Origin of the sequence: Enterobacter sp. CC120223-11 (assembly GCF_900215375.1) — a bacterium.
Taxonomy (GTDB): Bacteria; Pseudomonadota; Gammaproteobacteria; order Enterobacterales; family Enterobacteriaceae; genus Scandinavium.
In genome coordinates this window covers 205044-230258 of sequence record NZ_OBEF01000008.1, presented here as the reverse complement: position 1 = coordinate 230258, position 25215 = coordinate 205044, and the positions used below count along the sequence as shown (strand labels likewise).

Here is a 25215-nt window from a genome sequence, read left to right as displayed (position 1 = left end):
TCAACCGCTTCTTCTGCAACAGGTTCAGCCCCGGCCTGCTGTTCGGCTTTGCGCGCTTTGGCACGAGCGATGGCTGCTTCAACGGCGGCCTTGCGGGGATCAACTGCTTCTTCAGAAACAGGTTCAGCCACCACGGCCTGCTGTTCTGCTTTACGCGCTTTGGCACGAGCGATGGCTGCTTCAACGGCAGATTTGCGCGGATCGACAGCCGCATCGTTGTTTACCGTCACCGTTTCGCTTTGCTGTTTTTCCGCCTGAGCGGCACGAGCCTGCGCTTTGCGTGCTTCGCGGGCAGCAATCACCGCGCTGTTGTCGGGTTTTGCACCCGCCTGAATAACAACAGGCTGTGTGGCCTGCTGCTGTTTTTCACGTACGCGGCTGAGCGCGGCGTCGATAGCCGCCTGATCCTTCGCGGCAGGCTGAACGGCGGCCTGCTTATGGCGCTCGAGTCGGGCTGCTTTGTCACGCTCCAGACGCTCAGCACGTGCTTCAAAACGGGCTTTGGCCTCTGCCGCGCGTTTCTCTTCCTGACGGATAGCAGCAATCTCGGCCTTCTCCTGGCGGAAATACTGCACCAGCGGGATGTTGCTTGGGCAGACCCAGGCACAGGCGCCGCACTCGATGCAGTCAGAAAGATTGTGAGCCGTGGCTTTGTCGTGCTGCTGGCCTTTGCTGAACCAGTACAGCTGCTGCGGCAGCAAATCGGCCGGGCAGGAGTCGGCGCAGGCGCTACAGCGAATACAGCTTTTTTCTTCCTGCTGCTCGCCCATCTCGCTTGTGGAAGGGGCCAGCAGGCAGTTGGTGATTTTCACCACCGGCACGTCGAGCCAGGGCAGGGTGAAGCCCATCAGCGGGCCGCCCATGATGACCATCTGCTCCGGAGAGGGGCAGAAGCCTGCGTCTTCAAGCAGGTGGCGAACGGGCGTGCCGAGGCGTGCCCAGACGTTCCCCGGACGGGTAACGGCTTCGCCGGTCAGGGTGACGACGCGCTCAGTTAAGGGCTCACCGTCGATGACCGCGCGCTTCACGGCAAACGCGGTACCCACGTTTTGCATCAGGACGCCGATGTCAGAGGAGCGACCGCCGTGAGGCACCTGCTTGCCGGTCAGAATTTGCGTCAGCTGTTTTGCGCCACCGGAGGGGTATTTCGTCGGGATCACGCGCAGGCTGATGCCGTGGACATGAGCGAGCACGGCACGCATCATCGAAATGGCCTGCGGCTTGTTGTCCTCAATGCCAATCAGCACTTCTTTGGGCTGCAGGACATGCATAAGAATGCGGATGCCATCGACGATCTGCGCCGCGCAATCCTGCATCAGGCGGTCGTCGGCGGTGATATAGGGCTCGCACTCGGCGGCATTGATGATAAGCGTGTCGATTTTATCGCCACCGCCTTTCAGCTTGCTGCCGGTCGGGAAGCCCGCACCGCCAAGGCCAGCCACGCCGAAATCATGAATGCGCTCAATCAGCTCATCCCGACTGCGCTGCTGCCAGTCACTCCAGCCATCCCGTTCGACCCAGCGGTCTTCACCGTCCGCTTCGATGATGACGCTCATTTCTGCCAGCGCGGAAGGATGGGCCGTTGAATGAGGCGCGATGGCGATAACGGTGCCGGAAGTCGGGGCATGGACGGGCAGCATCCGACCCCAGCCACGGGTTAACGGCTGGCCACGCAGCACGCGATCGCCGGGGGCGACGCTGAGTTCACCTTCGGCACCGATGTGCTGCTTCAGCGGGATGACGTAACGCTGCGCAAGGGGAACCTGGCGCAGCGGCGTACCATTGGACTGGGTCTTCATCTCAGGGGGATGGATCCCACCGTCGAAGTCCCAAATTTTGTCCTTTCTGAACGCGGAAAATAACTTAAGCATGCTGTTCCACTGGAATAATACGGACTGGAATGGTCTGCAGGTCCCACTTCCAGCTCTCGGTCGTCTCGGCGACCGGACGTAATTCGATACATTGCGTCGGACAAGGCGCGACGCAGAGGTTGCAGCCGGTGCACAGGTCGCTTACCACGGTGTGCATGGCACGCGTGGCGCCCACGATGGCGTCTACCGGGCAGGCCTGAATGCACTTGGTGCAGCCGATGCAGTTGGGTTCATCAATGACCGCAAGCATGCGCACTGGCTCGGCGGCTTCTTCATCGCCGTCAACAGGCTGCGGATCAACATTGAGCAGGGTAGCAATTTTCAACATTACCGCTTCGCCACCCGGGGCGCAGCGGTTGATTTTTTCACCGTTGCTACCGACGGCTTCGGCATAAGGACGGCAGCCCGGGTAGCCGCACTGGCCACACTGGCTCTGCGGCAGAATCTCATCGATTTTTTCAACGACAGGATCGTCCTCCACCGCGAAGCGACGCGAGGCGTATCCGAGAATACCGCCAAAGATAAGCCCTAACAGGCTGATGGCGGCAATGGCAATCCACACTAAGGTCATTACAGCTTCACCAAACCACTAAAGCCCATAAAGGCCAGAGACATCAGCCCGGCGGTGATAAGCGCAATGGCATTGCCCTTAAACGGAGCGGGCACGTCGGCAACCACCAGGCGTTCACGAATGGCGGCAAACAGCACCATCACCAGCGAGAAACCGACGGCGGCAGAGAAGCCGTACAGCGCCGATTGTAGAAAATTGTGCCCGAGGTTGATATTCAGCAGCGCCACGCCGAGTACCGCACAGTTGGTGGTAATCAGCGGCAGGAAAATGCCGAGCAGGCGATAGAGCGCCGGGCTGGTTTTACGCACCACCATTTCGGTGAATTGCACGACAACGGCGATAACCAGAATAAAGGCCAGCGTTCGCAGGTAAACCAGGCCCAGGGGGATCAGGATCCAGGTGTCGATGAGCCAGGCGCAGACGGAGGCCAGGGTCATCACAAAGGTGGTGGCAAGGCCCATGCCCATGGCGGTTTCCAGCTTTTTGGAAACGCCCATAAACGGGCAAAGTCCGAGGAACTTTACCAGAACGAAGTTATTTACCAGAACGGTGCCGATAAAAAGCAGCAGGTAGTCGGTCATAGTGCGCCTGAAACGAAAAAAAGCCGCCTATTATCGGTCAAACCGAAGCAGGCGACAACTGATTATCTGTAGGGTTATTACGGCTGAACGAAGGTGCGTTTCACCCGCGCAGAACGTTTGAAGTACGGAACTAACAGCGCGGTGGCCAGCAGCGGGAACAGAAGCTGGCGCAGGGCTAACGCATCGGATACCGGCGCAAAAGCAAAGGTTTTGACGGCCAGCAGAACCATGATAAGCAGCCAGATGATGTAATGCTTAGGCACCAGCCTGCGGCGTTTGAAAAACGCGGCGGTGAGCCACAGCGTGTAGCACCACATCAACAGGCCAAACACCAGTGACAGGCCAATCAGCGCCAGATTCGTCGTACTCAATACCTTCAGATTGGCAACAAAAAGCACGCCAATAAAATTCAGCGTCGTTAGCGTCACGCTAATCAGGGCGACAATCAGCCAGGCAAGCGGGGCAAGCAGCCAGCCACCAATACGTTCCGTAGGTTCTGCGGTCATGACTTCTCCGAATCAGCGTCAGTCAAAAAAGCGGGCGAGAAGTATAAGCAACTGACGCGGCAGAAAACAGTCTTTATTGCACGTAGCGCCACACCGTCTTCGGGACCTGGCCGATATCGTACAGGCGTCCGCCGGAAACCAGCTCGGCGCGGCGGTGATCGGCGGCGCGATACATATTCACGATCTCCTGAGTGTCGCTGAGGGAATAATTCAGGTGATCAAAAAGCTTTTCCAGACTTTCAAGAGAACTGATTTTACGAAATTTTAATAAGTAGTCCTGGACGGTCATGTTAGCACTTTCCATTTATGGTGTTGTAATTATTAGAGAAATATAATCAGCTGGCGTGGGTTGTCAGGCCTGATAATTGGCCTGGCAGGCCACAAGAAGCGCTCGAATTATTTAGGCTATAAGCGCCAAAAACAAGCAAAGAAGCACATTCTGGCCACGTAAAACTTTAAATAGGAATTTTCTAAGCGAAATATCAGGCGCCGGAAGGCGCCCGGGGAGGAAGATTAACGTTGTTCGCCGCGGGTGGCAATCACGTTTTGGTACCAGTAAAAGCTCTTTTTACGTTTTCGGGCAAGATTCTGATTATGATCAACATAAACGAAGCCGTACTGCTTTTTATAGCCGTTAAGCCAGCTCAGTAAATCAATAAATGACCATGGATAATAACCGCGAACGTCAGCACCCTGCGCCATCGCTTTTTCCATGGCCTCAATGTGCATACTTAAATAATCAATGCGCGGATCGTCAACGATTTCTCCGTCAACAATCGGGTCTTTCGCGCCAAGGCCATTTTCGGTGATGTACATGGGAATATCACCGTAGCGCTCTTTGATCATCATAATGCCGTCGGTTAAACCCTGCGGCCAGATTTCCCAGTCCCAGTCGGTATAAACGCCGTCCGGATTGCGCACGAACTTAAACAGATCCTTGAAGCCAAACTCGTTGCCGCTGTTCGGTTCGCCGTTGTGGTTGCTGGCGGTGCGGGTTTCGCCCGGGTTCGCCACGACGGTTTCGCGGCGATAGTAGTTCAGGCCGATAAAGTCACAAATATTGCTGCGCAGCAGTTCATCATCGCCTTGCTCAAAGCGCGGCACGCCCCAGACGGCCTGGGTCTGCGCCAGCAGCGTTTCAGGGTAGTGACCTTTCAATACCGGGTCATAGAGCCAGTGCGTGTGAATAGCGTCCGCGATTTCCGTTGCCGCGAGATCTTCCGGGCTATTGGTCAGCGCAGTGTGCGGCTGAAGGACGTTTACGAAGCCAATTTCGCCTTTTACCTGCATTTCCCGGAAGGCTTTTACCGCCAGCGCGTGCGCGATAAACACCTGGTGGCAGGCCTGCACCGCGCGAGCCGGATCTTTCACTGAAGGCGGATGGCTGCCGGTAATATAGCCGTGGCCGATAAAGACAATGGTTTCGTTAAAGGTGGCCCACAGCTTCACGCGGTCACCGTAGCGCGAATAGCACAGGCGCGCGTACTCTTCGAAAGCTTCAGCGGTGGAGCGAACTTCCCAGCCGCCTTCGTCCTGCAAGGCCTGCGGCAGATCCCAGTGATAAAGCGTAATCATCGGCACAATGTTGTGCGCCAGCAGGGTGTCGATTAAATCACTGTAAAACTTCACCCCGGCTTCGTTCACTTCACCGCGGCCATTGGGCAGCAGGCGCGGCCAGGAAATAGAAAAACGATAGCTTTGCAGACCCATTTCGGCCATCAGGGCCACGTCTTCCTGCATGCGGTGATAGTGGTCAACGGCCACGTCGCCATTGGTGTTCTGATAGGTGGTTCCCGGCAGGTGAGAGAAGACATCCCAGATGGAAAGCCCTTTGCCATCTTCGTTGTGTGCGCCTTCTACCTGATATGCGGCGGTTGCAGCGCCCCAGAGGAAATCTTTTGGAAATGCAGCCATTACACGCTCCTTATCGATAAGATAAAAGCAGTGTACGGAGGGGGGTAGTGAATCTGCAACCGGTTTCAGAAACCGGTTACATAGTTGCGATCGACGTCACTTTCTGACGATCACTTGTGCGGCGCCGTGGCCGTAGCGGGGGGTTCCGGAGCCTGGTAGTTATCAATGTGATGCGCTGCAATCAGCAGCAATACGCAGACCCCTAGCACAATCCAGCCCACCAGCTCGACGATGCGGTTAAATACCATAGTCATAACAGTCAATGTCTCCAAAAATCCAGCCTGGAATAGTACCAGGAACAACGCGTTCGGGCCAGGGCGAGGAGTGAGCAATTCGTCTCTTTTTTCACCATCTGCTGAAAGATGAGACGTTCGGGTAAGAAGATTGTTAATAATGAGTTGTGAGGTGCTGGCAGATGTTGTGAAATGACAGCCATCCACAGATGAGGGCGATAACATGAGTGACACTATCCGCGTCGGATTAATTGGCTATGGCTACGCGAGTAAAACCTTTCACGCACCGCTGATCAGCGGCACGTCGGGCATGGAGCTGGCGGCGGTTTCCAGCAGCGATGAAGCAAAAGTCAAAGCCGACTGGCCGGGCGTGAAGGTCGTTTCGGAGCCGAAGCATCTGTTCAACGACCCGAGCATTGATTTGATTGTGATCCCCACGCCAAACGACACCCACTTCCCCCTGGCGAAAGCCGCGCTGGAAGCGGGCAAGCACGTTGTGGTGGACAAACCTTTTACTGTGACACTGTCACAGGCCCGTGAGTTGGATGCGCTGGCCCGCAGTCTGGGGCGTCTGCTGTCGGTATTCCATAACCGCCGCTGGGACAGCGATTTCCTGACCGTGAAGCAGCTGATTGCCGGAGGCGAGCTCGGCGAAGTCACCTTCTTTGAATCGCATTTCGACCGCTACCGTCCGGAAGTGCGCAACCGCTGGCGTGAGCAGGGCGGCCCTGGCAGCGGCATCTGGTATGACTTAGGCCCGCATCTGCTCGATCAGGCCATCAACCTGTTCGGCCTGCCCGTCAGCCTGACCGTCGATCTGGCGCAGCTGCGTCCGGGCGCGCAGTCCACAGACTACTTCCACGCCGTTTTGACCTACCCACAGCGCCGTGTAGTGCTGCACGGCACGCTGCTGGCGGCGGCTGAATCCGCCCGCTACATCGTGCACGGCACCCGCGCGAGCTATGTAAAATACGGTCTGGATCCGCAGGAAGAGCGCCTGAAAAACGGCGAACGTCTGCCGCAGGAAGACTGGGGCTATGATATGCGCGACGGCGTGGTAACGCGTGTGAACGGTGACGATCGTAGCGAAGAGACGTGGCTGACGGTGCCGGGTAACTATCCTGCGTACTACGCAGGTATTCGCGATGCGCTGAACGGCAGCGGTGAGAACCCTGTTCCGGCAAGCCAGGCCATTCAGATTATGGAATTGATTGAGCTGGGGATTGAATCGGCGAAGCACCGCTCGACGCTGAGCCTGACCTGAATCAGACCCGCGCCGTAAACCAAAAAGCCGCTCAAATGAGCGGCTTTTTTTACAACTGAAAGCAGGTTAAGCGGCTTTCACTTTCTCGATCAGCGCCTGCTTCTCCTGCGCCGAGAGGAACGCGATTTCCAGGCCGTTGATTTGCGCCTGACGAATTTGCGCGGCGGACAGACCCGCAGCCGGGGCGGCAACCTCATATTCATGGATAAGATCCACGCCCTGAACCGCCGGGTCGTCGGTATTCAGCGAGGCCAGCACGCCGTGCTCAAGGAAGGTTTTCAGCGGATGACGCGCAAGCTCCGGCACGGTGCTGGTCTGGATATTGGAGGTCAGGCAGGATTCGATCCCGATGCGCTGTTCAACGAGAAAATCCATCAGCGCGCGATCCTCAACGGCCTTCACGCCGTGACCGATACGCTCCGCGCCCAGCTCACGTATTGCCTGCCAGATGCTTTCCGGGCCTGCCGCTTCGCCTGCGTGGACGGTAATACGCCAGCCCGCATCGCGTGCGCGGTTGAAATGATTGAGGAACAGGCTCCCGGGGAAACCGAGCTCATCGCCCGCCAGGTCCAGCGCGGTGATGCTGTCGCGGTGTGCCAGCAGGGCGTTCAGCTCCTGTTCGCAGGCTGCTTCGCCGAAGGTGCGGCTCATGATGCCAATCAGGTTCGCTTTGACCGGGAAATCACGGCAGCCTTGCTGCACGCCTGCGATCACAGCTTCCACCACGCCTGCCACAGGCAGATTGTGGGTCATTGCCATGTAACCCGGCGAGAAACGCAGCTCAACGTAATGAATACCGTTGCGGGCGGCGTCTTCGATGTTTTCATAAGCGACACGGCGGCAGGCGTCTAAATCGGCCAGCACCTTCACGCCCCAGTCGAGCTTGCTGAGGAAGCTCACCAGGTCAGGTTCGAGGCTGGTGACCTGCACGTGCGGGCGCAGGGCGTCCAGTGAGTCAGCGGGCAGGACAATATTATGCTGGCGACCGAGTTCGAGAATGGTTTGTGCGCGAATGTTGCCATCGAGGTGGCGGTGGATGTCTGTCAGGGGCAGGTCTTTATGAATCATGGTCGCACTCATTTTTTAGGTAAAGTGCGACACATTATAAAGTGAAAACGCGGTGAAAAGCTATTTTGCGCAACGAAATAGTTAGTTGCGCAACAGAATCAACGCGCGGCGTGCAGGGCGTTAATCAGTGCCTGAACGCCTTTTTCGAGCTTGCTGCGCGGGCAGCCTGCGTTGAGACGCACAAAACCGTTGCCCTCTTCACCGTAGGTATATCCCGGCATGATGGCGACTTTTTGCTGCTCAATGAGGATTTTTTGCAGCAGTTTGTCATCAACGTGCAGCGGCCGTAAATCGATCCAGGCGAGATAGGTGGACTGCGGTGGCTGCCAGTTCAGTTCAGGGAAAGCCGCGTTGAGCTCATCGGCAATATAACGCATGTTTGCCTGCAAATAATCGCGCAGCGCATCCAGCCAGGCTTCGCCTTGCTCATAGGCCGCAATATGGGCGATAACCGCCGGGATCGACGGCGAAGAAAGCCCATCGCGGCCTTTCAGCGCGCTGAGATAGCCATTGCGAGTGGTTTCATTGCCAATCAGGCCGTATGCGCCGGTCAGCGCCGGAATGTTGAAGCTTTTAGAGCCAGAGGTGAACAGCGCCCAGTCGCTCTTCGCGACGTCGCACCACGGAATATGGCGATGGCCGTTCCAGGTCATGTCCATATGAATTTCGTCGCTGATGACTTTCACGCCGTGTTTTTCGCACAGTGAGGCAATCGTCGTCAGCTCTTCGCGCGTCCATACCTTACCGGTTGGATTATGTGGGCTGCAAAGCAGCAGGATTTTATTACGTGGCTCTGCAAGCACGCTTTCCAGCAGGGCCATATCACAGCGCCAGCCTTCGGCCGTCTGATGCAGCGGCACGGCGGCGATGGTGCGTTCATTGCCTTCAATGGCTTTATAAAATGCATCGTAGGCCGGGGTGTGCACCACAACGCCGTCACCCACCTCAGACCACTGGCGAATCATCTGCGAAACCATGTAGATAACCGACGGGCCGTACACGATGTGATCGGTATCAATGCTGCTGTGGAAGCGTTTGCTGAACCAGTGCTGAATGGCGCCAAGAAACTCTTCGTTCTTCCAGCGGCTGTAGCCGAGCACGCCGTGGCTCAGGCGCTGGCTGATGGCGTCAAGCACGCAGGGAGCGGTGGCAAAATCCATATCGGAGATTGTGAAGGGCAGTAAATCGGCGGTGCCGAAGCGGTCGGCGACGTAGTCCCACTGGGTGCACCAGGTGCCGTGGCGATCGATAACCGTTGAGAAATCAAACATCGGAAACTCCATTTCGGTCAAACGAGGAGGAAGCATTTTCCCCCTTCAGGACGAAGGGGGAAAGGGGATTTACGCCTGAACAGGGCTCATCAGTGAGGATAATTCATCTTTTACCGACTGAACCTGCGGCCCAATCACAACCTGCAGGCTGTGCTCGTTGAGCTTCACTACACCGATGGCGCGGTTGGCTTTCAGCGCATCAGCATCGACTTTGCTCATATCTTCAATGCTCAGACGCAGACGAGTCAGGCAGTTGTCGAGACTGGTGATGTTCTCAGCCCCACCGAGCGCGGCGAGAATCGCCGGGGTGTTGTAGCCGGATTTACCGGTCACGCCAGCCACTGCTTTTTCCACGCTGGAAGCCGTGTCGATATCGCGGCCAGGCGTTTTGATGTTAAAGCGAGTGATAGCGAAGCGGAAGATAACGTAGTAAGTCACAAACCAGACCGCCGCCACGACAGGTACCAGGTACCACTTGGTGGCCAGACCGTGCAGGATACCGAAGACAACGAAATCAATGACGTTGCCGTCGGTATTACCGATAGTCACGCCGAGCACGGCCATGACGGTGAAGCCCAGACCGGTCAGCAGCGCGTGGATAGCGTAAAGCACCGGGGCCACGAACAGGAACAGGAACTCCAGCGGTTCAGTGGTGCCGCCGACGACGCAGGCAATCACGCCGGAGATCAGCAGGCCTTTAATTTTATGACGGTTTTCCGGGCGGGCGCAGTGGTACATCGCCAGAGCAGCACCCGGCAGACCGCCGAGGAAGGCAGGCATTTTACCCTGAGACAGGAAGCGGGTAGCGCTTTCGGAGAAGCCCTGGGTGGTCGGGCAGCTCAGCTGCGCCTGGAAGATAGTCAGCGCACCGCTTACGGAATGCCCGCAAACGTCCATGGTGCCACCGGCATCAGTGAAACGAATGATCGCCACAAGAATATGCTGGAGACCAAACGGCAGCAGCAGACGTTCACCCGTACCGAAAATCATTGGGCCAAAGTCACCGGCGCTGTTGATGATGTGGCCCAGGCCACGGATGCCCATCGCAAAGACAGGCCATACCAGTGGAATCGCCAGACCCACCAGTCCCATCACCACGGCAGTGATAATGGCGACGAAACGGGTACCCCCAAAGAAGGCCAGCGCATCAGGCAGGCGAATAGTGTGAAAACGCTCATGCAATTTCCACACGATAATGCCGCAAATGACCGCGCCGAGGATCCCGGTATCGATCGACTGAATACCCAGGATACTTTGAATGTTGTTGGCTTTCAGAACCGCAGCATCGGTGGTAGGCAGAATGCCTTTTGCCGTCAGCCAGAAGTTTACGGCCAGGTTCATGACCGCATAGCCGACAAAACCTGCAAAGGCCGCAACGCCTTTGTTATCGCGCGCCAGGCCCAGAGGGATGGCGATACAGAACATGACCGGCAGGAAGCTAAAGGCAAAAGAGCCGACTTTGCTCATCCAGACGAACATGGCCTGCAGGAAAGGCGTGTCCAGCCACGGTAGAAGCGTGGTGACATCATGGCTGCTCAGCGAGCTGCCGATCCCCAACATGATGCCGCAGAATGAGAGAAGCGCCACTGGCAGCATGAACGTCTTGCCCAGCTGCTGGAAAAACTCCCAGAGAGTTACTTTTTGTGCTGCTTTCGCCGTCATAAAACGACTCCTTGTCCTGAGATTTCTGTAGTAGGTATGAAAGTGACGAGAAGATAAAACGTTTTACCTAATTTTAGTGCGAGCAAAATCACATAATCAAACGATAATAAGGTTTATAAATATAACCCATTGATAAAACGTTTTATCGCCACGCAGGAGTGGCAACGGCGCATGGCCATTGCAAAAAAAGTCACAATTAACGATGTCGCGCAGGCGGCGGGGGTTTCCGTCGCCACCGTCTCGCTGGTTTTAAGCGGTAAAGGACGTATCTCTGTCGCCACCGGCGAACGCGTCAGCCAGGCGATCGAACAACTCGGATTCGTGCGTAACCGTCAGGCGGCATCGCTGCGCGGCGGGCAAACGGGTGTTATAGGCCTTATCGTGGGGGATCTCAGCGCGCCGTTTTACGCTGAGCTCGCCGCAGGCATGATTGATGCCCTGGAAACGCAGGGCAAAATGGTGTTTCTCACCCAGGGCGGGCGCAAGGGCGAGCACATGCTTCAGCGTTTCGACACGCTGGTGTCCCAGGGCGTGGACGGCGTGGTGATTGCTGGCGCGGTGGACAAAGGCGCAGAGCTGCGTGATAAAGCCGAAGAATGCGGTGTGCCGCTGGTTTTCGCCTCGCGGGCGAGCTACCTCGACGATGTGGACCTGATTCGTCCCGACAACATGCAGGCGGCACAAATGCTGACCGAGCATCTTATCCGTCGCGGGCATCAGCGCATTGCCTGGATTGGCGGGCAGAGCGCCTCGCTGACCCGCGCCGAACGCGTTGGCGGCTACTGCGCAACCTTACTCAAGTTTGGCCTGCCGTTCCACAGCGAATGGGTGGTGGAGTGTGAGGCCACGCAGAAGCAGGCCTCTCATGCCTTGACCACGCTGCTTCGCCATAACCCGACCATTACCGCCGTCGTCTGTTACAACAGCGTGGTGGCGATGGGGGCATGGCTTGGCCTGATGCGTGCAGGCTGGAAAAGCGGCGATCGAGCCGTCGATTATTATGACAAAAACGTGGCGCTGGCAGCGTTTGCAGAAGTGCCGGAGGAGGACCTCGACGATGCGCCTATGAGCTGGGTTATCACCCCGGCGCGTGAAATGGGGAAAAGCGTTGCCGAAAGAATGCTGCAGCGAATCGTCGAGGGTAAAAGCAGCACCCGCAATCAGATCATGCCGCCACGGCTGGTGAAGCAGGAATAAAAAAACCGGCTGCGTGATGCAGCCGGTTAGCTTTTTACGGCTCAGAGGCTCAGTCCGGGCTGTCGACAGGCGCTTCCGGGAAGTCTGCCGGTGGCTGTGCGGACTGGCCTTCCTGGGCCGGGGCCGCATTGCCCTGCGGCGCAGGGATAGCCACGTCAGGCACGCCAAACATGCCAACAAAATCCGCCAGCGGCATTTTCTGCCCGTTCAGCGTCACCTGCCCGTTGGAATACTGCATGCTGGTCTGAATGTTGTTGTCCTGCTGGGTGGTGATGCGGAACATCTGGCCCATCGCCGCCAGGCCTTTCACCTGCTGGCTCGCCAGTTTTTCAGCTTCTGCCGGCTGATAACCTTCCAGGCGTGCAACCTGAGTCATAAACTCCGTTGCCATATCCATCGGGATCACCAGCTTGCTGTCGAGAGATTTCACGCTGCGATCGACTTCCTGCGCCAGAGTTTGCGGGGCAACGGTCGCGGTGGAAGGATCTTTCAGGAACAGCGACAGGTTAAAGGTGGTTTCACCCTTGCTGTTTTTCCAGCTCAGCGGCGCGATGGTGATAACCGGCTCGCCTTTCAGCAGCAGCGGCAGGGCGCTGAAGAATGCCTCTGTGACTTTCTGCTGATACACTTCCGGGTTATCCATTATGCCGGGCTGCGCCAGTAGCGCCTGCACTTCACCGTTGTACTGCTGGCTGAACTGATGCCAGGACTGACCGTCAATCTGGCCGACCTTCAGCGCCAGCTTGCTGCTGCCCATGTCCTGGCCCTGTAATTTCAGGCTGTCCAGGGTGTAATCCAGCGAGGTGTTAATCGTTTTACCGTCTTTGGAAAGGTCAGATTTGCCGTCCAGCGTCATGCCTTCAAGCAGCGCCAGCTCTTTGCCTTCCACGCCGACGGCAACCTTATCCAGCGTCACTTTCTGGTTGCCAATGCGCTCGGCAAACGAGGTGAGCTTGCTGTCGCCTTCGGTTTTCAGGTTGTTGAAGGTGAGCTGAACCTTTTGGTTGTATTCGTTGACCGCGTTAATCACGCCGCTTTCCACGCTGCCGTTCAGCGAGAAGACGTTGCCGTCTTTATCGGCATCCAGCTTGAAATCACCGCCGCTGAAGGCGACTTTCTCTTCACCTTTTTCGTAGTTCAGCGGTTTGAGGTTGATGTCTGAACGGGTGTCACCGGCATAGCTGATGCGGGTGTTGATGTCGAACGGCGACTGGCCCTTAGCAAGCTCGAACAGCTGCTTTGTGGCATCGTTATTCACCAGCTGAGAGTTCACGGTTGCCATCGCCGGCGCAAGGTTGAATGACTTCAGAGAAGCCAACGGGAAGGGCCCGTGGGAGACATTTTCATCCAGCACAACGGTCTGCCCTGGCTTCAGCCAGCTGCTTTTCGCGCCGTCAGCTGGCTTGACGACCATCTGTAAATGGCTGCTGAACACGCCACGCTGGTAGTCCTGATACGCAAGCTGAATGCCTGCTTCCGGCGCGTTGCTGGCGAGCTGGGCGTTCGCCTGCGCAACCATATCGGCCAGACGGCCTTCCAGCTGTTTACCGGTGTACCAGGAGCCCCCGGTCCACACCACTCCTAAAGCGACAATAATGCCCACTGCAACCAGCGATTTTTTCATAGCGTTTGTCCATAAAATGAAAACAGGCGGATCAACCGCCTGTGATGTCGTAAGGCAACCTCAAGCTTAGCAAGAGTTCCTCAGATCTTCAGTATTTACTTGAGCTTATTGTAAACGCGGGCAACGCGACCGACGCCGCTCAGGCTGACCGGTGACTCGTTGGCGGCCACAAAAGCAGACTCGCCTGGTTTCAGCACCAGACGTTGATCTCCCTTGCTCAACACTGCTTCGCCTTCAAGGCAGAACAGAATAGCTGCGCTCTGCTGGGCCACTTCAGTACCCTGGGTGCTGAGGTCGTGCAGGGAGAAGGCAAAATCGTCTACCGGGATCGGGAAGTCCAGCTCCGCGCCGTGCTTTGTCGGCTGCGTCAGCAGTTCTGCCGCTGGTTTTGGTACGAATTTCACGTTCGCGACCAGTTCCGGAATATCGATGTATTTTGGCGTCAGGCCCGCGCGCAGCACGTTATCGGAGTTGGCCATCACCTCCAGGGCCACGCCTTGCAGGTACGCGTGTGGGGTTTCGGCGAACAGGAACATCGCATCGCCTGGATTGAGTTTTACCACGTTCAGCAGCAGCGGAGAGAACAGGCCACTGTCGTCCGGGTAGAACTGAGCGATAAAGCGGATGGTTTCCCACGGCTCGCCCTGTTGGCTGTTCAGTGCCGCTTTCAGCACGGCCAGCGCACGAGATTTCTCTTCGCCCTGCATGTTCAGCAGGCTGGCAAAGAGCTGGCTCAGACGCTCGGCGTTTGGCTCCTGCAGGAAATGCGCGATGGACGCATGCGCGCCAGAAACGGGCTGCAGCAGGGAAACAATGTCAGAAAACTCGCGGAAGGCGTTCATCGCGAGGAACGGGGTGAGGGCGAAAACCAGCTCTGGCTTGTGGTTCGGATCCTTGTAGTTACGCTCGGCGGCATCCAGCGGAATGCCCGCGGCGTTCTCTTTCGCAAAGCCTTCTTCAGAGGCTTTTTTGTTCGGGTGAACCTGAATCGACAGCGGGTTGTCGGCGCACAGCACTTTGAACAGGAACGGCAGTTCGCCAAAGCGCTCTGCAACGTTGCGGCCCAGCAGCGTGGCTTTATCGGCGTCGATCACGTCGCGCAGGCTGTGCGTTTGCCCGCTGGCGTCAGTGATTTTTGAGCTGCTCTTCGGGTGCGCGCCCATCCACAGCTCTGCCATTGGCAGATTGTCCGGATTGGCGATGCCGTAGAGTTCCGTTAACGCAGTTTGACTGCCCCAGGCGTAGTTCTGCACTGAGTTGATGAGTTTTTGCATTATCAAGCCCTGTATTCATAAGGAAATTAACTGCCCGTATTAAACCAATAAAAGCGCGCAGAAGTCACCTTCTCAGGGAAAAAGTCGTCCTTGTCTCAGTTTTTGTTAAAAAATTGTGTAGGATAAGCGGACTCGCTGTACCGAGGGCGCAGGGAAAAAGTGCCCGAGAGCCAAAATTTGCCAATGTCGTAAGTGAGAGAACAATGTCGAACAAACCTTTTGTCTATCAGGATCCTTTTCCACTGAAAAAGGATGACACCGAATACTATCTCCTCAGCTCAGACCACGTTTCCACGGCCGAATTCGACGGCCAGCAAATCCTTAAAGTTGACCCGCAGGCGCTGACGCTGCTCGCTAAGCACGCCTTCCACGATGCCTCGTTTATGCTGCGCCCGGCGCACCAGCAGCAGGTGGCAGATATTCTCAGCGACCCGCAGGCCAGCGAGAACGATAAATACGTGGCGCTGCAGTTCCTGCGTAACTCCGATATTGCCGCCAAAGGCATTCTGCCGACCTGCCAGGATACCGGCACCGCCATCATCATGGGTAAAAAGGGCCAGAGAGTCTGGACCGGCGGCGGCGATGAAGCGGCGCTGGCCCGCGGCGTGTATGAAACTTACACCGAAGACAACCTGCGCTACTCGCAGAACGCCCCGCTGGATATGTACAAAGAGGTCAACACCGGCACTAACCTGCCAGCGCAGATTGACCTTTACAGCGTGGACGGCGACGAATACAAATTCCTCTGCATCGCCAAAGGCGGCGGTTCAGCGAATAAAACCTATCTCTACCAGGAAACCAAAGCGCTGATCACACCGGCGAAGTTGAAAAATTACCTGGTCGAAAAAATGCGCACACTCGGCACCGCTGCGTGCCCGCCGTACCACGTTGCATTTGTCATTGGTGGCACTTCAGCCGAAGCCACGCTGAAAACGGTGAAAATGGCCTCGACCAAATATTACGATGGTCTGCCAACGGAAGGGAACGAGCATGGCCAGGCGTTCCGCGACGTTCAGCTCGAGCAGGAGCTGCTGGTGGAAGCGCAGAACCTGGGCCTGGGCGCGCAGTTTGGCGGCAAGTACTTTGCCCACGATATTCGCGTCATCCGCCTGCCGCGCCACGGCGCATCCTGCCCAATCGGCATGGGCGTGTCCTGCTCCGCAGACCGTAACATCAAAGCGAAGATCAACCGCGAAGGCGTGTGGATCGAAAAACTGGAGCACAACCCGGGGAAATACATTCCAGAAGAACTGCGCAACGCGGGCGAGGGCGAAGCCGTGCGCATCGACCTGAACCGCCCTATGAAAGAGATCCTGGCGCAGCTTTCTGATTTCCCTGTCTCCACGCGCCTGTCGCTGAACGGCACCATTATCGTGGCGCGAGACATTGCCCATGCGAAGCTGAAAGAGCGCATGGACAAGGGCGAAGGGCTGCCGCAGTACGTGAAGGATCACCCGATCTACTACGCGGGCCCGGCCAAAACACCTGAAGGCTACGCCTCCGGCTCCCTTGGTCCGACAACGGCAGGGCGCATGGACTCCTACGTCGATCAGCTCCAGGCCGAAGGCGGCAGCATGATCATGCTCGCCAAAGGCAACCGCAGCCAGCAGGTGACGGATGCCTGCCACAAGCACGGCGGTTTCTACCTCGGCAGCATCGGTGGCCCGGCGGCGGTGCTGGCGCAGGGCAGCATTAAGAGCCTTGAGTGCGTGCAGTACCCGGAACTGGGTATGGAAGCCATCTGGAAAATTGAAGTGGAAGACTTCCCGGCGTTTATCCTGGTGGATGACAAAGGCAACGACTTCTTCCAGCAGATTAAATCGGGGCAGTGCTCCGCCTGCGTGAAGTAATATTGCTGCCCGGCGGCGCGAGCCTGCCGGGCACGATAAAAAGAGCGCACAAAGCGCCATACGCAATTCCTGAAGCCATCAATACTTAGTCTTTGAAGCCCTGTGAGCAAGGCCTTTTACATCACTGTGTTATCAAGGAGTAAGACATGACCGCCACCCGTCGCGAAAGCGATTCCATGGGCGCAATTGAGGTGCCTGCCGACAAACTCTGGGGCGCGCAAACCCAGCGTTCGCTCGAACATTTCCGCATCTCGACCGAAAAATTGCCCGTTTCGCTGATTGCCGCCCTCGCGCTGACCAAACGCGCCGCTGCCAAGGTGAATCAGGATCTCCAGCTGCTGCCCGCCGAAAAAGCCAATGCCATTGTCAGCGCCGCCGATGAAGTGCTGGCCGGGAAGCACGCCGATGAGTTTCCGCTCGCCATCTGGCAGACCGGCTCAGGCACCCAGAGCAATATGAACATGAATGAGGTGCTGGCAAACCGGGCGAGCGAACTGCTCGGCGGCGTGCGCGGCATGGAGCGTAAAATCCACCCGAATGATGACGTTAACAAAAGCCAAAGCTCGAACGACGTGTTCCCGACGGCGATGCACGTCGCGGCGGTGATTGCCCTGCGCGAGCATCTGATCCCGCAGCTTCAGGTGCTGAAGAAAACCCTGAGCGATAAATCCCACGCCTTCGCGGATATCGTCAAAATTGGCCGAACTCATTTGCAGGACGCCACGCCGCTGACGCTCGGTCAGGAGATTTCCGGCTGGGTAGCGATGCTGGAGCATAACCTGAAGCACATCGAACTGACGCTGCCGCACCTGAGCGAACTGGCGCTCGGTGGCACGGCGGTGGGCACCGGGCTGAATACTCATCCGGAGTATGCAAAGCGCGTTGCCGATGAACTGGCGGCCATCACCCGGCAGCCGTTTATCACCGCGCCGAATAAGTTTGAGGCATTGGCAACTTGCGATGCGCTGGTCCACGCCCACGGCGCGCTGAAAGGGCTGGCGGCGTCGATGATGAAAATCGCCAACGACGTTCGCTGGCTGGCTTCTGGCCCACGTTGCGGTATCGGTGAACTTTCAATCCCCGAAAATGAACCAGGCAGTTCGATCATGCCTGGGAAAGTAAACCCGACGCAGTGTGAAGCGATGACCATGCTGTGCTGCCAGGTCATGGGCAACGACGTGGCGGTAAACATGGGCGGCGCGTCCGGCAATTTCGAGCTGAACGTTTACCGGCCGATGGTGATTCATAATTTCCTGCAATCGGTACGCCTGCTGGCGGATGGCATGGAGAGTTTTAATGAGCACTGCGCCGTAGGCATCGAGCCGAACAGGGCGCGTATCGATCAGCTGCTTAACGAATCGCTGATGCTGGTGACGGCGCTGAACACGCACATTGGCTACGATAAAGCGGCAGAAATTGCCAAAAAAGCGCACAAGGAAGGGCTGACGCTGAAGGCCTCGGCGTTAAAACTCGGCTACCTGACGGAAGCCGAATTCGACGAATGGGTGCGCCCGGAAGCGATGGTCGGCAGCATGAAAATCAGTCATTAGCCACGTAGAGGTGCAGCCGCGGAATGATAAGCTCCAGCGACTGCGCCTCTGGCTTGTGGCGGTACTGAATTTTGTCTTCATCATAGTTCAGCAGTTCACCCACCTCCGGCACGCTGACGCCCCGCGTGCCGGACATCAGCGCAATCATCGGCCCCGAACAGGCGTACTGCACCTGCTTTTGCTGGCCGGCATACCAGACGCGCGCAATGGGCTGCACCTTCACCGGCCGCTTGATTTTCAGCTTCGCCTTCTGCGGCAGCGCCGCAATATCCTGATATTCACGCTCCAGTTTCGCCTGCCACTGCTCGCGAGTGAACGGCGGGACCGATCGCGGCGAACGCAGGCTGTTGTCCAGCTGTTTCAGCACGTCATCGCGCGTCAGGTTCTTGATGATATGTTTGTTCGCCCAGCCGAAGCGCACCGTTGCCGGGTCGCGCAGCAGCGTCAGTGAGCGGTAGGCGCTGAGCGTCATCAGTCCCGGCAGATGGTGATGCACCCATTCAAAGCGCGCGGCAGAGGGCAGGCCCGACTCCACGGTGACCATATGCTCAAACGCGGCTTTCAGCGTGTTAATGGTCCTGATTTTGCTTTCCAGCGCCGCAAGCTGCTCAGGTTCGGGATGCAGGCAAATCACGCCGGGCAGGCGCACGGCAGCTTTGCTGCTGCGAAGCTCCGACTGCTGCTGAATAAACAGGTGGCTGAAGTGCCTGAGGGCCATTTGCCGGGCGCTTTCTCCCAGGTGCTGAGTCACCGCAATGGTCGACAGCGGATCGTGTTCCTTCTCCTTGCTAACCTCCGGTAACTCAAACACCCGGGCGACAAGCAGGCGACAGTCCGCGAGCTGCTGTTGAAGCTCCAGCAGCTCGTGTTCCATCTGGCGGAAGGTGGTGGTCAGGCGTTCAATCAGATCGTAATCGGCCATAGCGCTCACAGTAGTTACAACATACTAATCGTTTTACTGTAGCGCCCGGTCCGGCATTGTGCAAGCTTTGGTCAGGCAGCCGTGATGGGGCTTAACTGATGGCAGACCGGCCAGCTGAAGCAGAAGCGAGCGCCGCCGAGCGGGCTGGCATCGCAGGTGACTTCGCCGGACATCGCAAGGCCAATGGAGTGCACAATCGCGAGGCCCAGGCCACAGCCGCCTGTGGCACGATCGCGGCTCGGATCGAGGCGCACAAACGGCTCGAACACGCGTTCGCGTTCGCCCGGCGCAATGCCCGGACCGTCGTCATCTACTAAAAGCGTGGCGCGCCCGGCATGAAGGGAAAGGCTCACCTGTATCTGCTGGCGGCTGTAGCGCATGGCGTTATTGACAAGGTTGTCCAGCACCCGTTCCATCAGACGCATATCCAGCGCGCCGTAATTGCCCTGCGTCAGCTGTACCAGCGTCACATCTCGCTGTGGATTTACGGCCTGAATATCGTCTACGTGGGACGTTATCCATTCCGGCAGGTCGGGCGTGGTGAGGATCAGTTCGTTTTGCGGGCGATCCAGGCGGGCGTAGGTCAGCAGCTCTTCAATGAGTGCTTCCAGTTGGCCAATGTCGCGATTCAGCGCCTGAGATTCCGCTTCCGTCAGATTCTCGCTCATCTCCAGACGATAGCGAAGACGCACCAGAGGCGTACGCAGTTCGTGGGCGATGCCGTCGGTGAGTTGTTTCTTACTGGCGATCAGCGCGTTGATGTTGTCGGCCATCTGGTTGAACACCACGCCAAGTCGCTCGAAGCTCGACATGCTGTCAAAGTGAATACGTTCGGTCAGGTGACCCTCGCCAAAGCGCTGGGCCGCTGTTTCAAGGCGCAGCATATCCTGCCAGTGAGGGCGCATCCATATGAACACCGGGAAGGCGAGCGAGACGGCAATAAACGCCAGCAGCGCCACGTCGAACAGGCGCATTTCGTGCAGGTAATAAAGATAGGGCACCGGGCCGACGGCGAGCACGTAATGGCTGCGCGGAATACGCTGAATAAAGGTGTACTGATCGTCGAGGGCGACAATATCGCCGCGGCGTAAATGCTCCATCGAGCTTTCTGCCAGCTGGAACTTATTCAGCGGCTCTATACGCAGGTCGAAAGAGAGATTGAGGTCGAGCTCTTTGAGCGTTTTGCTCCAGTCACGGGGCGGAATTTCACGCAGTTCGCTGCGCATCAGGTACAGCGAACTCTTCATCAGGTCGTCGAGAGATTGTCGCCCGGCGCGTTCGGCGGTGAATTTGTACACCAGCCCGACCAGCATGGTCATCACCAGAAAGCAGACAAACAGCAGCAGGTAAAACTGCACGAACAACTTTCTCATCTGTGGCCCCGTGACGGCAAAAAATCAGTTATCCCAGGCGTGGGGCGCGAAAAGATAGCCCTTGTTACGCACGGTTTTAATACGGTACGGCTCGGTAGCGCTGTCGAGCAGCTTTTTGCGCAAGCGGGAAATAGCGACGTCCACGCTGCGGTCCATTCCGTCATAACTCACGCCGCGTAAATTTTTCAGCAGCGCGTCACGGTCCATGATTTGCCCGGCGTGGGTGGCAAGCTCCCAAAGCAGGTCAAAATCGGCGGTGGAGAGCGTAACATTGCTGCCGCTCAGCTGAACCTGACGGTTAACAGGGTCGATAGCAAGGGTGCCAAAACGAAGGGCTTTATGCGGCGTCAGGCCGGAAGCGGGTTTTTCACTTGCGGGCGCAGCAACGTGCTGGCGCAAATGCAGACGCAGGCGCGCCAGCAGCACCGCAGGCGGCGTGGTTTTGAGGATGTAATCGCTCGCGCCCATTTCCAGAGACAGAATATGGTTCATGTCGCTGTCGAGCGAAGTTAGCAGAACTATGGGCCCTTGCCACTGCGCACGCAGATCGCGGCAGATGGTCATGCCGTCTTTGCCGGGCAGCATGATGTCCAGCAGCACCAGGTCGGGCTGTTCACGCAGCACCACTTCCTCGGCACGATCGCCCCGTGGTTCAACGATAACGTCCATATCATGCTTGCCGAGATAGGCAGCGATCAGTGACCCGACTTCGGGATCATCTTCCACAAAAACGATCTTGTTCATAACCATTCAGCGCGACGAAAAACGCTAAAATACACCGCCTGTTTATGGGGGGCTATAAATCTTTCATAAACAATGTAACTTCCGTTATCCTCAACACATTCTTAAGACGGATTTCAGGCTGGGTCATGGGGTTACTGATAAAAGCGGTGCTGGGTGCGCTGGTGGTGTTACTGATTGGCGTGCTGGCAAAAACGAAGAACTACTACATTGCCGGACTGATCCCTTTATTTCCCACTTTCGCCCTGATTGCCCACTATATTGTCGCCAGCGAGCGCGGCACCGAGGCGCTGCGAACCACCATCGTGTTCGGGATGTGGTCGATCATTCCTTATTTTCTCTATCTGCTGTCGCTGTGGTATTTAACAGGCTTTCTGCGCCTGCCGTTGGCGCTGGCGGGCGCAGTAGCCTGCTGGAGTCTCAGTGCCTGGCTGCTGATTACCGTCTGGAGTCGGTTTCACTAACGCAGTGGGCGACCTCCGTCGACGCCAAATGAGCGTCCGGTGACATAGCAGCTGGAGAACAGGTAATCCACCAGGTCGAGGATCTCCTTCTCTCCGGGGGCAACCTTCATCAGCGACTTACTCAGGGCATTCTGACGGTATTCGGCGTCATCCGTTTCGTTGAACAGGATAAGCGCCGGCGCAATCGCATTGACTTTCACCTCTGGCGCGAGCTTGCGGGCAAAGGAGCGCGTCATGTTATCGAGTGCGGCCTTGCTGGCGGCATACGCAATATGCTTGTCGCTGCCTTTCTCCACCACGTAATCGGTGAAATGAATGATGTCGCTTGCCGCATGGCCGTGGCCGCGCAGGAGCGGTTCAAGTGCATGATTCAACAGGTAAGGTGCGTTGACGTGGATCTGCATCATTTGCTGCATCACGTCACTGAGCGAAATGCCCGGTTTTTCAGGGATCCAGGCGCTGGCGTTATGGATGAGCGCCCGCAGGCCATCGGTATGAGATTTGACGGTTTCTGCAAAAGCGAGAATGCCGTCATCCGTTGAGAAATCAGCGGCGATGCACAGCGCACCGGCGTTTTCCAGCACGCCGATCGCGTCATACCGCGTGCGGTAGCTGACAATCACCGGCTGCTGCTGATTCAGAAAATGATGGGCAAGGGCGAGGCCAATACGGCGGCCTCCACCAGTAATCAGTACGGGGCGGGCTTCGCGTTCTCCCATCGTTATCTCCTTAAGCCTTCGCGATGGGGTAAGCGCGTTACCCCACTAATATCCACGTTGCCGGTATTGCGGCAACCAGTAACAGACCAATCAGTGCCACTTCACGGTTTTTGAGTACGTTATCCAGTTGGTGCGTACGACGGGCATAGATAAAGACCAGCAGGCCCGGTGCGTACAGCACCACTGAAAGCAGCAGGTGCATCGGGCCTGAGGCGTACAATAACCATAAGCCATAAATGCAGGCGCCGATAGCCACTGCTTTATGCAGGGGACGAGTGGCCATTTTCAGCAGAAACGCGCCCACGAGGAAGTACGGCACCAGAATCATCTCAGAGGCGATGGTCAGCAGAGTATTATAGTCCGAGCCGGTAAGCCATATCAGGATCAGACAAACCTGTACGCTGACGTTGGTCAGCCACAGAGAAGAGGCCGGTGCGTTGTTTTTATTCTGACGACCGAAAATGCGCGGGAACGCTTTGTGCGTGGCGGCCAGATAAGGCACTTCCGCCGCCATGATGGTCCAGCTCAGGTATGCGCCGCAGACTGAGACAATCAGGCCCGCCGCGATAACCACTTCGCCCCATGAACCCATCATGCTCACCATCAGGCCCGCCATCGACGGGTTGCGCATCTCTGCGAGCTCCGCGCGTGGCACCACGCCGAGGGAAAGCAGCGTCACCAGCAGGTATACGCTTAACGCAGAAAGCACGGCCAGCAGCGTGGCGCGGCCCACGTCTTTCTTGTTACGTGCGCGGGCAGAAACCACCACCGCGCCTTCCACGCCAATAAATACCCACAGCGTGATGAGCATGGTGTTTTTCACCTGTTCCCACACCGGGACGCCAAGGGCCACGCCGCTGAAGTCAAGGCTGAAGGTTTCGCTCTTAAAGGCCATTGCCGCCAGGACGATAAACAGCCCGAGCGGCACCAGTTTCGCCAGGGTTGCCGCTAAGTTGATGCTGGCTGCCGTCTGCACGCCGCGAAGCACAAGGAAATGCACAACCCACAGCAGCACTGACGCGCCAATCATCGCCTGCCAGGTATTGCCATCGCCGAACAGACGATGGTCAGGCGTGTCGGTAAAGAAGCTCAGGGCAGAGAAGACGATAACCAGGTAGGAAACGTTGGCAATCACCGCGCACAGCCAGTATCCCCAGGCGGAGCAGAAGCCAATCAGCTCGCCGAAGCCTTCACGGGCGTAGGTGAATATGCCGCCGTCCAGATCCGGACGAATGCGGGTTAACAGCAGCATCGCGAAGGCGAGGAACAGAATGCCAACGCCGGTGATAGCCCAGCCGATAAGCAGTGCAGAAGGGCTGGCCACTTCGGCCATATTTTGCGGCAGGCTGAACACGCCCGCGCCGAGCATTGAGCTGAGGACCAGCGCCGTCAGGGCACTGAGGCCAAGTTTCTTTTCCATGAGCATCCTGTTGAAGGAAGTAAATTAGCCAGAATATTTATTTGGCAAAAACGCATAAAAATGGAGGATTACGCTACGGCGCGCGATTTTACGGAGAGAGTCGCAGGCATGCAATGCGCAGGGCCAGAAAAAAATAAAAAAGGCAGCCGAAGCTGCCTTTAAAGACAAATGCAGAGATTACTTATACAAGTCGGCGCTGATGGTCATGTTGCCACCGCGCTCCTGCCACTGGCGGGTGATGTGATAATACTTCGCGCCTTTCTTCGCTGCGCGTTTCGCCACCTGGTAGGAGATCTCGGTCATGTTGCCGTAGTTACCGGTGAACTGCACGTTGTCGAAAGGCACCATCTGAGCGGCGGTGATTTTGTTCAGCTCTTCGATTTTGGTGCCGTCAGGCAGGGTGACACTGTAACGTCCACCTTTAGTTGACTGCGTTTCGAAGAAGCGGCCCACGCCTTCGCTCGAACCTACGGAGGAAGAGGTCGCAACGCCTGGAATTTCTACGGCCGCAGCGGCTGTACCACCGGCAGCAATCGCGGCTTTACCGGCCTGGGAGTTTGCCGGAATAGCGTCCGGGCTCTGAACCACACGCTTTTTCGCATCGGACTTATACACATAAGCCGTCACGCGCTGGTTGCCACCCTGGTTCGCATCAACCTGACGCACGATAAAGAAGGACGATGCGCCTTTCTCTTTAGCGGCTTTGGCGATGGCGGAGTTCACGTCAGGCTGGCTGCGATAGAAGCCCTGCACGGTAACGGTGTCGAACGGCTCAAGCGTTGCAGCCTGGTCTTTCGGCAGTTCCATCACGCCATCAATCACACGGTTTTTAACCACTTCGGCTTTCGGCGCATCTTCTTTATAGAAGTCTGCAGTGACGCGCCAGTTGCCGCTGCCGGAGAAATCCGAGGTATCAACAACATAGAAAGAGGCTGCGCCTTCTTTGTCTGCCTTGCGTGAAACGGCATCCACGGCGTCACCAATAGCATTAAAACGACCGGTGATAACGATACGATCGTACGGCTTGAGGGCTGCCGCTTGCTCCGGCGTTAACTCGGTGGCAGCAAAGGCGCTAAATGCCGTTGCGGACAGAAGAGCGGACGCCAGGAGGGTGTTCTTAAGCTTCATAAAAATAATCCT

General features: G+C 57.0%; 23 protein-coding genes. 5 read left to right on the top strand and 18 right to left on the bottom strand.

Annotation, left to right across the window (positions count from 1 at the left end; all coding sequences use genetic code 11):
- From rsxC to blr, 7 genes are all read right to left on the bottom strand, one after another.
- Positions 1–1871: electron transport complex subunit RsxC (rsxC, locus tag CRO87_RS11970; RefSeq protein ID WP_097163170.1), on the bottom strand; the 1871-nt coding region annotated here is incomplete at its 3' end.
- Positions 1864–2442: an electron transport complex subunit RsxB gene (gene rsxB / locus CRO87_RS11965; protein ID WP_097163169.1), complete on the bottom strand. Its 579-nt coding sequence runs from the start codon at positions 2440–2442 to the stop codon at positions 1864–1866. The genes rsxB and rsxC, both read right to left, overlap by 8 nt.
- The gene (gene rsxA, locus CRO87_RS11960) at positions 2442–3023 is read right to left on the bottom strand and encodes an electron transport complex subunit RsxA (protein ID WP_097163168.1); all 582 of its coding nucleotides are present in this window, start codon (positions 3021–3023) and stop codon (positions 2442–2444) included. Before rsxA ends, rsxB begins: the two co-directional genes overlap by 1 nt.
- Before the next feature lie 77 nt (positions 3024–3100).
- Positions 3101–3529 carry a DUF2569 domain-containing protein gene (locus CRO87_RS11955; protein ID WP_097163167.1) on the bottom strand — a complete coding sequence of 143 codons (429 nt, stop codon included), beginning with the start codon at positions 3527–3529 and terminating at the stop codon, positions 3101–3103.
- A gap of 73 nt (positions 3530–3602) precedes the next feature.
- Positions 3603–3818, bottom strand: coding sequence for a transcription modulator YdgT (gene ydgT / locus CRO87_RS11950; protein WP_097163166.1), 216 nt, complete (start codon positions 3816–3818; stop codon positions 3603–3605).
- Positions 3819–4042: 224 nt separating this feature from the next.
- Positions 4043–5443, bottom strand: a complete 1401-nt coding sequence (locus CRO87_RS11945) for a GH1 family beta-glucosidase (protein WP_097163165.1) — start codon at positions 5441–5443, stop codon at positions 4043–4045.
- A 110-nt stretch (positions 5444–5553) separates the two neighbouring features.
- On the bottom strand, positions 5554–5697 hold the full coding sequence (gene blr / locus CRO87_RS11940; protein ID WP_097163164.1) for a division septum protein Blr: 144 nt from the start codon (positions 5695–5697) through the stop codon (positions 5554–5556).
- A gap of 202 nt (positions 5698–5899) precedes the next feature.
- Between blr and CRO87_RS11935 the strand changes: the two genes are divergently transcribed.
- Positions 5900–6940, top strand: coding sequence for an oxidoreductase (locus CRO87_RS11935; RefSeq protein WP_097163163.1), 1041 nt, complete (start codon positions 5900–5902; stop codon positions 6938–6940).
- Between the two features lie 66 nt (positions 6941–7006).
- On the opposite strand, the gene add is transcribed toward CRO87_RS11935, so the two are convergent.
- The 3 genes from add to malX form a co-directional block, all read right to left on the bottom strand.
- Positions 7007–8008, bottom strand: coding sequence for an adenosine deaminase (add, locus tag CRO87_RS11930; protein ID WP_097163162.1), 1002 nt, complete (start codon positions 8006–8008; stop codon positions 7007–7009).
- A gap of 98 nt (positions 8009–8106) precedes the next feature.
- The gene (locus CRO87_RS11925; protein WP_097163161.1) at positions 8107–9279 is read right to left on the bottom strand and encodes a MalY/PatB family protein; all 1173 of its coding nucleotides are present in this window, start codon (positions 9277–9279) and stop codon (positions 8107–8109) included.
- Positions 9280–9348: 69 nt separating this feature from the next.
- Positions 9349–10941: a maltose/glucose-specific PTS transporter subunit IIBC gene (gene malX / locus CRO87_RS11920; RefSeq protein WP_097163160.1), complete on the bottom strand. Its 1593-nt coding sequence runs from the start codon at positions 10939–10941 to the stop codon at positions 9349–9351.
- 171 nt (positions 10942–11112) lie between these two features.
- Here malX and CRO87_RS11915 point away from each other — a divergent pair, with 171 nt between their 5' ends.
- Positions 11113–12138: a Mal regulon transcriptional regulator MalI gene (locus CRO87_RS11915; protein ID WP_097163159.1), complete on the top strand. Its 1026-nt coding sequence runs from the start codon at positions 11113–11115 to the stop codon at positions 12136–12138.
- 49 nt (positions 12139–12187) lie between these two features.
- On the opposite strand, the gene CRO87_RS11910 is transcribed toward CRO87_RS11915, so the two are convergent.
- Both CRO87_RS11910 and manA read right to left on the bottom strand, forming a co-directional pair.
- Positions 12188–13762, bottom strand: a complete 1575-nt coding sequence (locus CRO87_RS11910) for a YdgA family protein (protein ID WP_097163158.1) — start codon at positions 13760–13762, stop codon at positions 12188–12190.
- A 95-nt stretch (positions 13763–13857) separates the two neighbouring features.
- On the bottom strand, positions 13858–15036 hold the full coding sequence (gene manA, locus CRO87_RS11905) for a mannose-6-phosphate isomerase (protein WP_097163157.1): 1179 nt from the start codon (positions 15034–15036) through the stop codon (positions 13858–13860).
- 203 nt (positions 15037–15239) lie between these two features.
- Between manA and fumA the strand changes: the two genes are divergently transcribed.
- On the top strand, positions 15240–16886 hold the full coding sequence (gene fumA, locus CRO87_RS11900; protein WP_097163156.1) for a class I fumarate hydratase FumA: 1647 nt from the start codon (positions 15240–15242) through the stop codon (positions 16884–16886).
- 146 nt (positions 16887–17032) lie between these two features.
- Positions 17033–18436 (top strand): class II fumarate hydratase, encoded by a 1404-nt coding sequence (gene fumC / locus CRO87_RS11895; protein ID WP_097163155.1) that lies wholly within the window; start codon positions 17033–17035, stop codon positions 18434–18436.
- On the opposite strand, the gene tus is transcribed toward fumC, so the two are convergent.
- From tus to rstA, 3 genes are all read right to left on the bottom strand, one after another.
- Positions 18426–19358, bottom strand: coding sequence for a DNA replication terminus site-binding protein (tus, locus tag CRO87_RS11890; protein WP_097163154.1), 933 nt, complete (start codon positions 19356–19358; stop codon positions 18426–18428). The genes fumC and tus overlap by 11 nt on opposite strands.
- Before the next feature lie 71 nt (positions 19359–19429).
- Positions 19430–20731: a two-component system sensor histidine kinase RstB gene (rstB, locus tag CRO87_RS11885; protein ID WP_097163153.1), complete on the bottom strand. Its 1302-nt coding sequence runs from the start codon at positions 20729–20731 to the stop codon at positions 19430–19432.
- 24 nt (positions 20732–20755) lie between these two features.
- Positions 20756–21475, bottom strand: a complete 720-nt coding sequence (gene rstA, locus CRO87_RS11880) for a two-component system response regulator RstA (protein WP_097163175.1) — start codon at positions 21473–21475, stop codon at positions 20756–20758.
- A gap of 125 nt (positions 21476–21600) precedes the next feature.
- On the opposite strand from rstA, the gene CRO87_RS11875 reads away from it, so the two are divergent.
- Entirely contained in the window at positions 21601–21936 is a 336-nt protein-coding gene (locus tag CRO87_RS11875; RefSeq protein WP_097163152.1) for a GlpM family protein, read from the top strand.
- Here the strand turns inward: CRO87_RS11875 and folM are convergent.
- The 3 genes from folM to ydgH form a co-directional block, all read right to left on the bottom strand.
- Complete coding sequence (gene folM, locus CRO87_RS11870) at positions 21933–22655, bottom strand: dihydromonapterin reductase (protein ID WP_097163151.1); 723 nt, start codon at positions 22653–22655, stop codon at positions 21933–21935. The genes CRO87_RS11875 and folM overlap by 4 nt on opposite strands.
- A gap of 37 nt (positions 22656–22692) precedes the next feature.
- A complete protein-coding gene (locus tag CRO87_RS11865; protein ID WP_097163150.1) occupies positions 22693–24075 on the bottom strand; it encodes an amino acid permease in 1383 nt (460 codons plus the stop codon).
- Positions 24076–24252: 177 nt separating this feature from the next.
- On the bottom strand, positions 24253–25203 hold the full coding sequence (gene ydgH / locus CRO87_RS11860; RefSeq protein WP_097163149.1) for a DUF1471 family protein YdgH: 951 nt from the start codon (positions 25201–25203) through the stop codon (positions 24253–24255).
- Between the last annotated feature and the right edge of the window lie 12 nt (positions 25204–25215).

What these genes read in the sequence shown, in the direction of transcription:
- rsxB (WP_097163169.1), bottom strand. Translation starts at nt 2,442, where the DNA reads ATGACCTTAGTGTGGATTGCCATTGCCGCCATCAGCCTGTTAGGGCTT.
- rsxA (WP_097163168.1), bottom strand. Translation starts at nt 3,023, where the DNA reads ATGACCGACTACCTGCTGCTTTTTATCGGCACCGTTCTGGTAAATAAC.
- CRO87_RS11955 (WP_097163167.1), bottom strand. Translation starts at nt 3,529, where the DNA reads ATGACCGCAGAACCTACGGAACGTATTGGTGGCTGGCTGCTTGCCCCG.
- ydgT (WP_097163166.1), bottom strand. Translation starts at nt 3,818, where the DNA reads ATGACCGTCCAGGACTACTTATTAAAATTTCGTAAAATCAGTTCTCTT.
- CRO87_RS11945 (WP_097163165.1), bottom strand. Translation starts at nt 5,443, where the DNA reads ATGGCTGCATTTCCAAAAGATTTCCTCTGGGGCGCTGCAACCGCCGCA.
- blr (WP_097163164.1), bottom strand. Translation starts at nt 5,697, where the DNA reads ATGACTATGGTATTTAACCGCATCGTCGAGCTGGTGGGCTGGATTGTG.
- CRO87_RS11935 (WP_097163163.1), top strand. Translation starts at nt 5,900, where the DNA reads ATGAGTGACACTATCCGCGTCGGATTAATTGGCTATGGCTACGCGAGT.
- add (WP_097163162.1), bottom strand. Translation starts at nt 8,008, where the DNA reads ATGATTCATAAAGACCTGCCCCTGACAGACATCCACCGCCACCTCGAT.
- CRO87_RS11925 (WP_097163161.1), bottom strand. Translation starts at nt 9,279, where the DNA reads ATGTTTGATTTCTCAACGGTTATCGATCGCCACGGCACCTGGTGCACC.
- malX (WP_097163160.1), bottom strand. Translation starts at nt 10,941, where the DNA reads ATGACGGCGAAAGCAGCACAAAAAGTAACTCTCTGGGAGTTTTTCCAG.
- CRO87_RS11915 (WP_097163159.1), top strand. Translation starts at nt 11,113, where the DNA reads ATGGCCATTGCAAAAAAAGTCACAATTAACGATGTCGCGCAGGCGGCG.
- CRO87_RS11910 (WP_097163158.1), bottom strand. Translation starts at nt 13,762, where the DNA reads ATGAAAAAATCGCTGGTTGCAGTGGGCATTATTGTCGCTTTAGGAGTG.
- manA (WP_097163157.1), bottom strand. Translation starts at nt 15,036, where the DNA reads ATGCAAAAACTCATCAACTCAGTGCAGAACTACGCCTGGGGCAGTCAA.
- fumA (WP_097163156.1), top strand. Translation starts at nt 15,240, where the DNA reads ATGTCGAACAAACCTTTTGTCTATCAGGATCCTTTTCCACTGAAAAAG.
- fumC (WP_097163155.1), top strand. Translation starts at nt 17,033, where the DNA reads ATGACCGCCACCCGTCGCGAAAGCGATTCCATGGGCGCAATTGAGGTG.
- tus (WP_097163154.1), bottom strand. Translation starts at nt 19,358, where the DNA reads ATGGCCGATTACGATCTGATTGAACGCCTGACCACCACCTTCCGCCAG.
- rstB (WP_097163153.1), bottom strand. Translation starts at nt 20,731, where the DNA reads ATGAGAAAGTTGTTCGTGCAGTTTTACCTGCTGCTGTTTGTCTGCTTT.
- rstA (WP_097163175.1), bottom strand. Translation starts at nt 21,475, where the DNA reads ATGAACAAGATCGTTTTTGTGGAAGATGATCCCGAAGTCGGGTCACTG.
- CRO87_RS11875 (WP_097163152.1), top strand. Translation starts at nt 21,601, where the DNA reads ATGGGGTTACTGATAAAAGCGGTGCTGGGTGCGCTGGTGGTGTTACTG.
- folM (WP_097163151.1), bottom strand. Translation starts at nt 22,655, where the DNA reads ATGGGAGAACGCGAAGCCCGCCCCGTACTGATTACTGGTGGAGGCCGC.
- CRO87_RS11865 (WP_097163150.1), bottom strand. Translation starts at nt 24,075, where the DNA reads ATGGAAAAGAAACTTGGCCTCAGTGCCCTGACGGCGCTGGTCCTCAGC.
- ydgH (WP_097163149.1), bottom strand. Translation starts at nt 25,203, where the DNA reads ATGAAGCTTAAGAACACCCTCCTGGCGTCCGCTCTTCTGTCCGCAACG.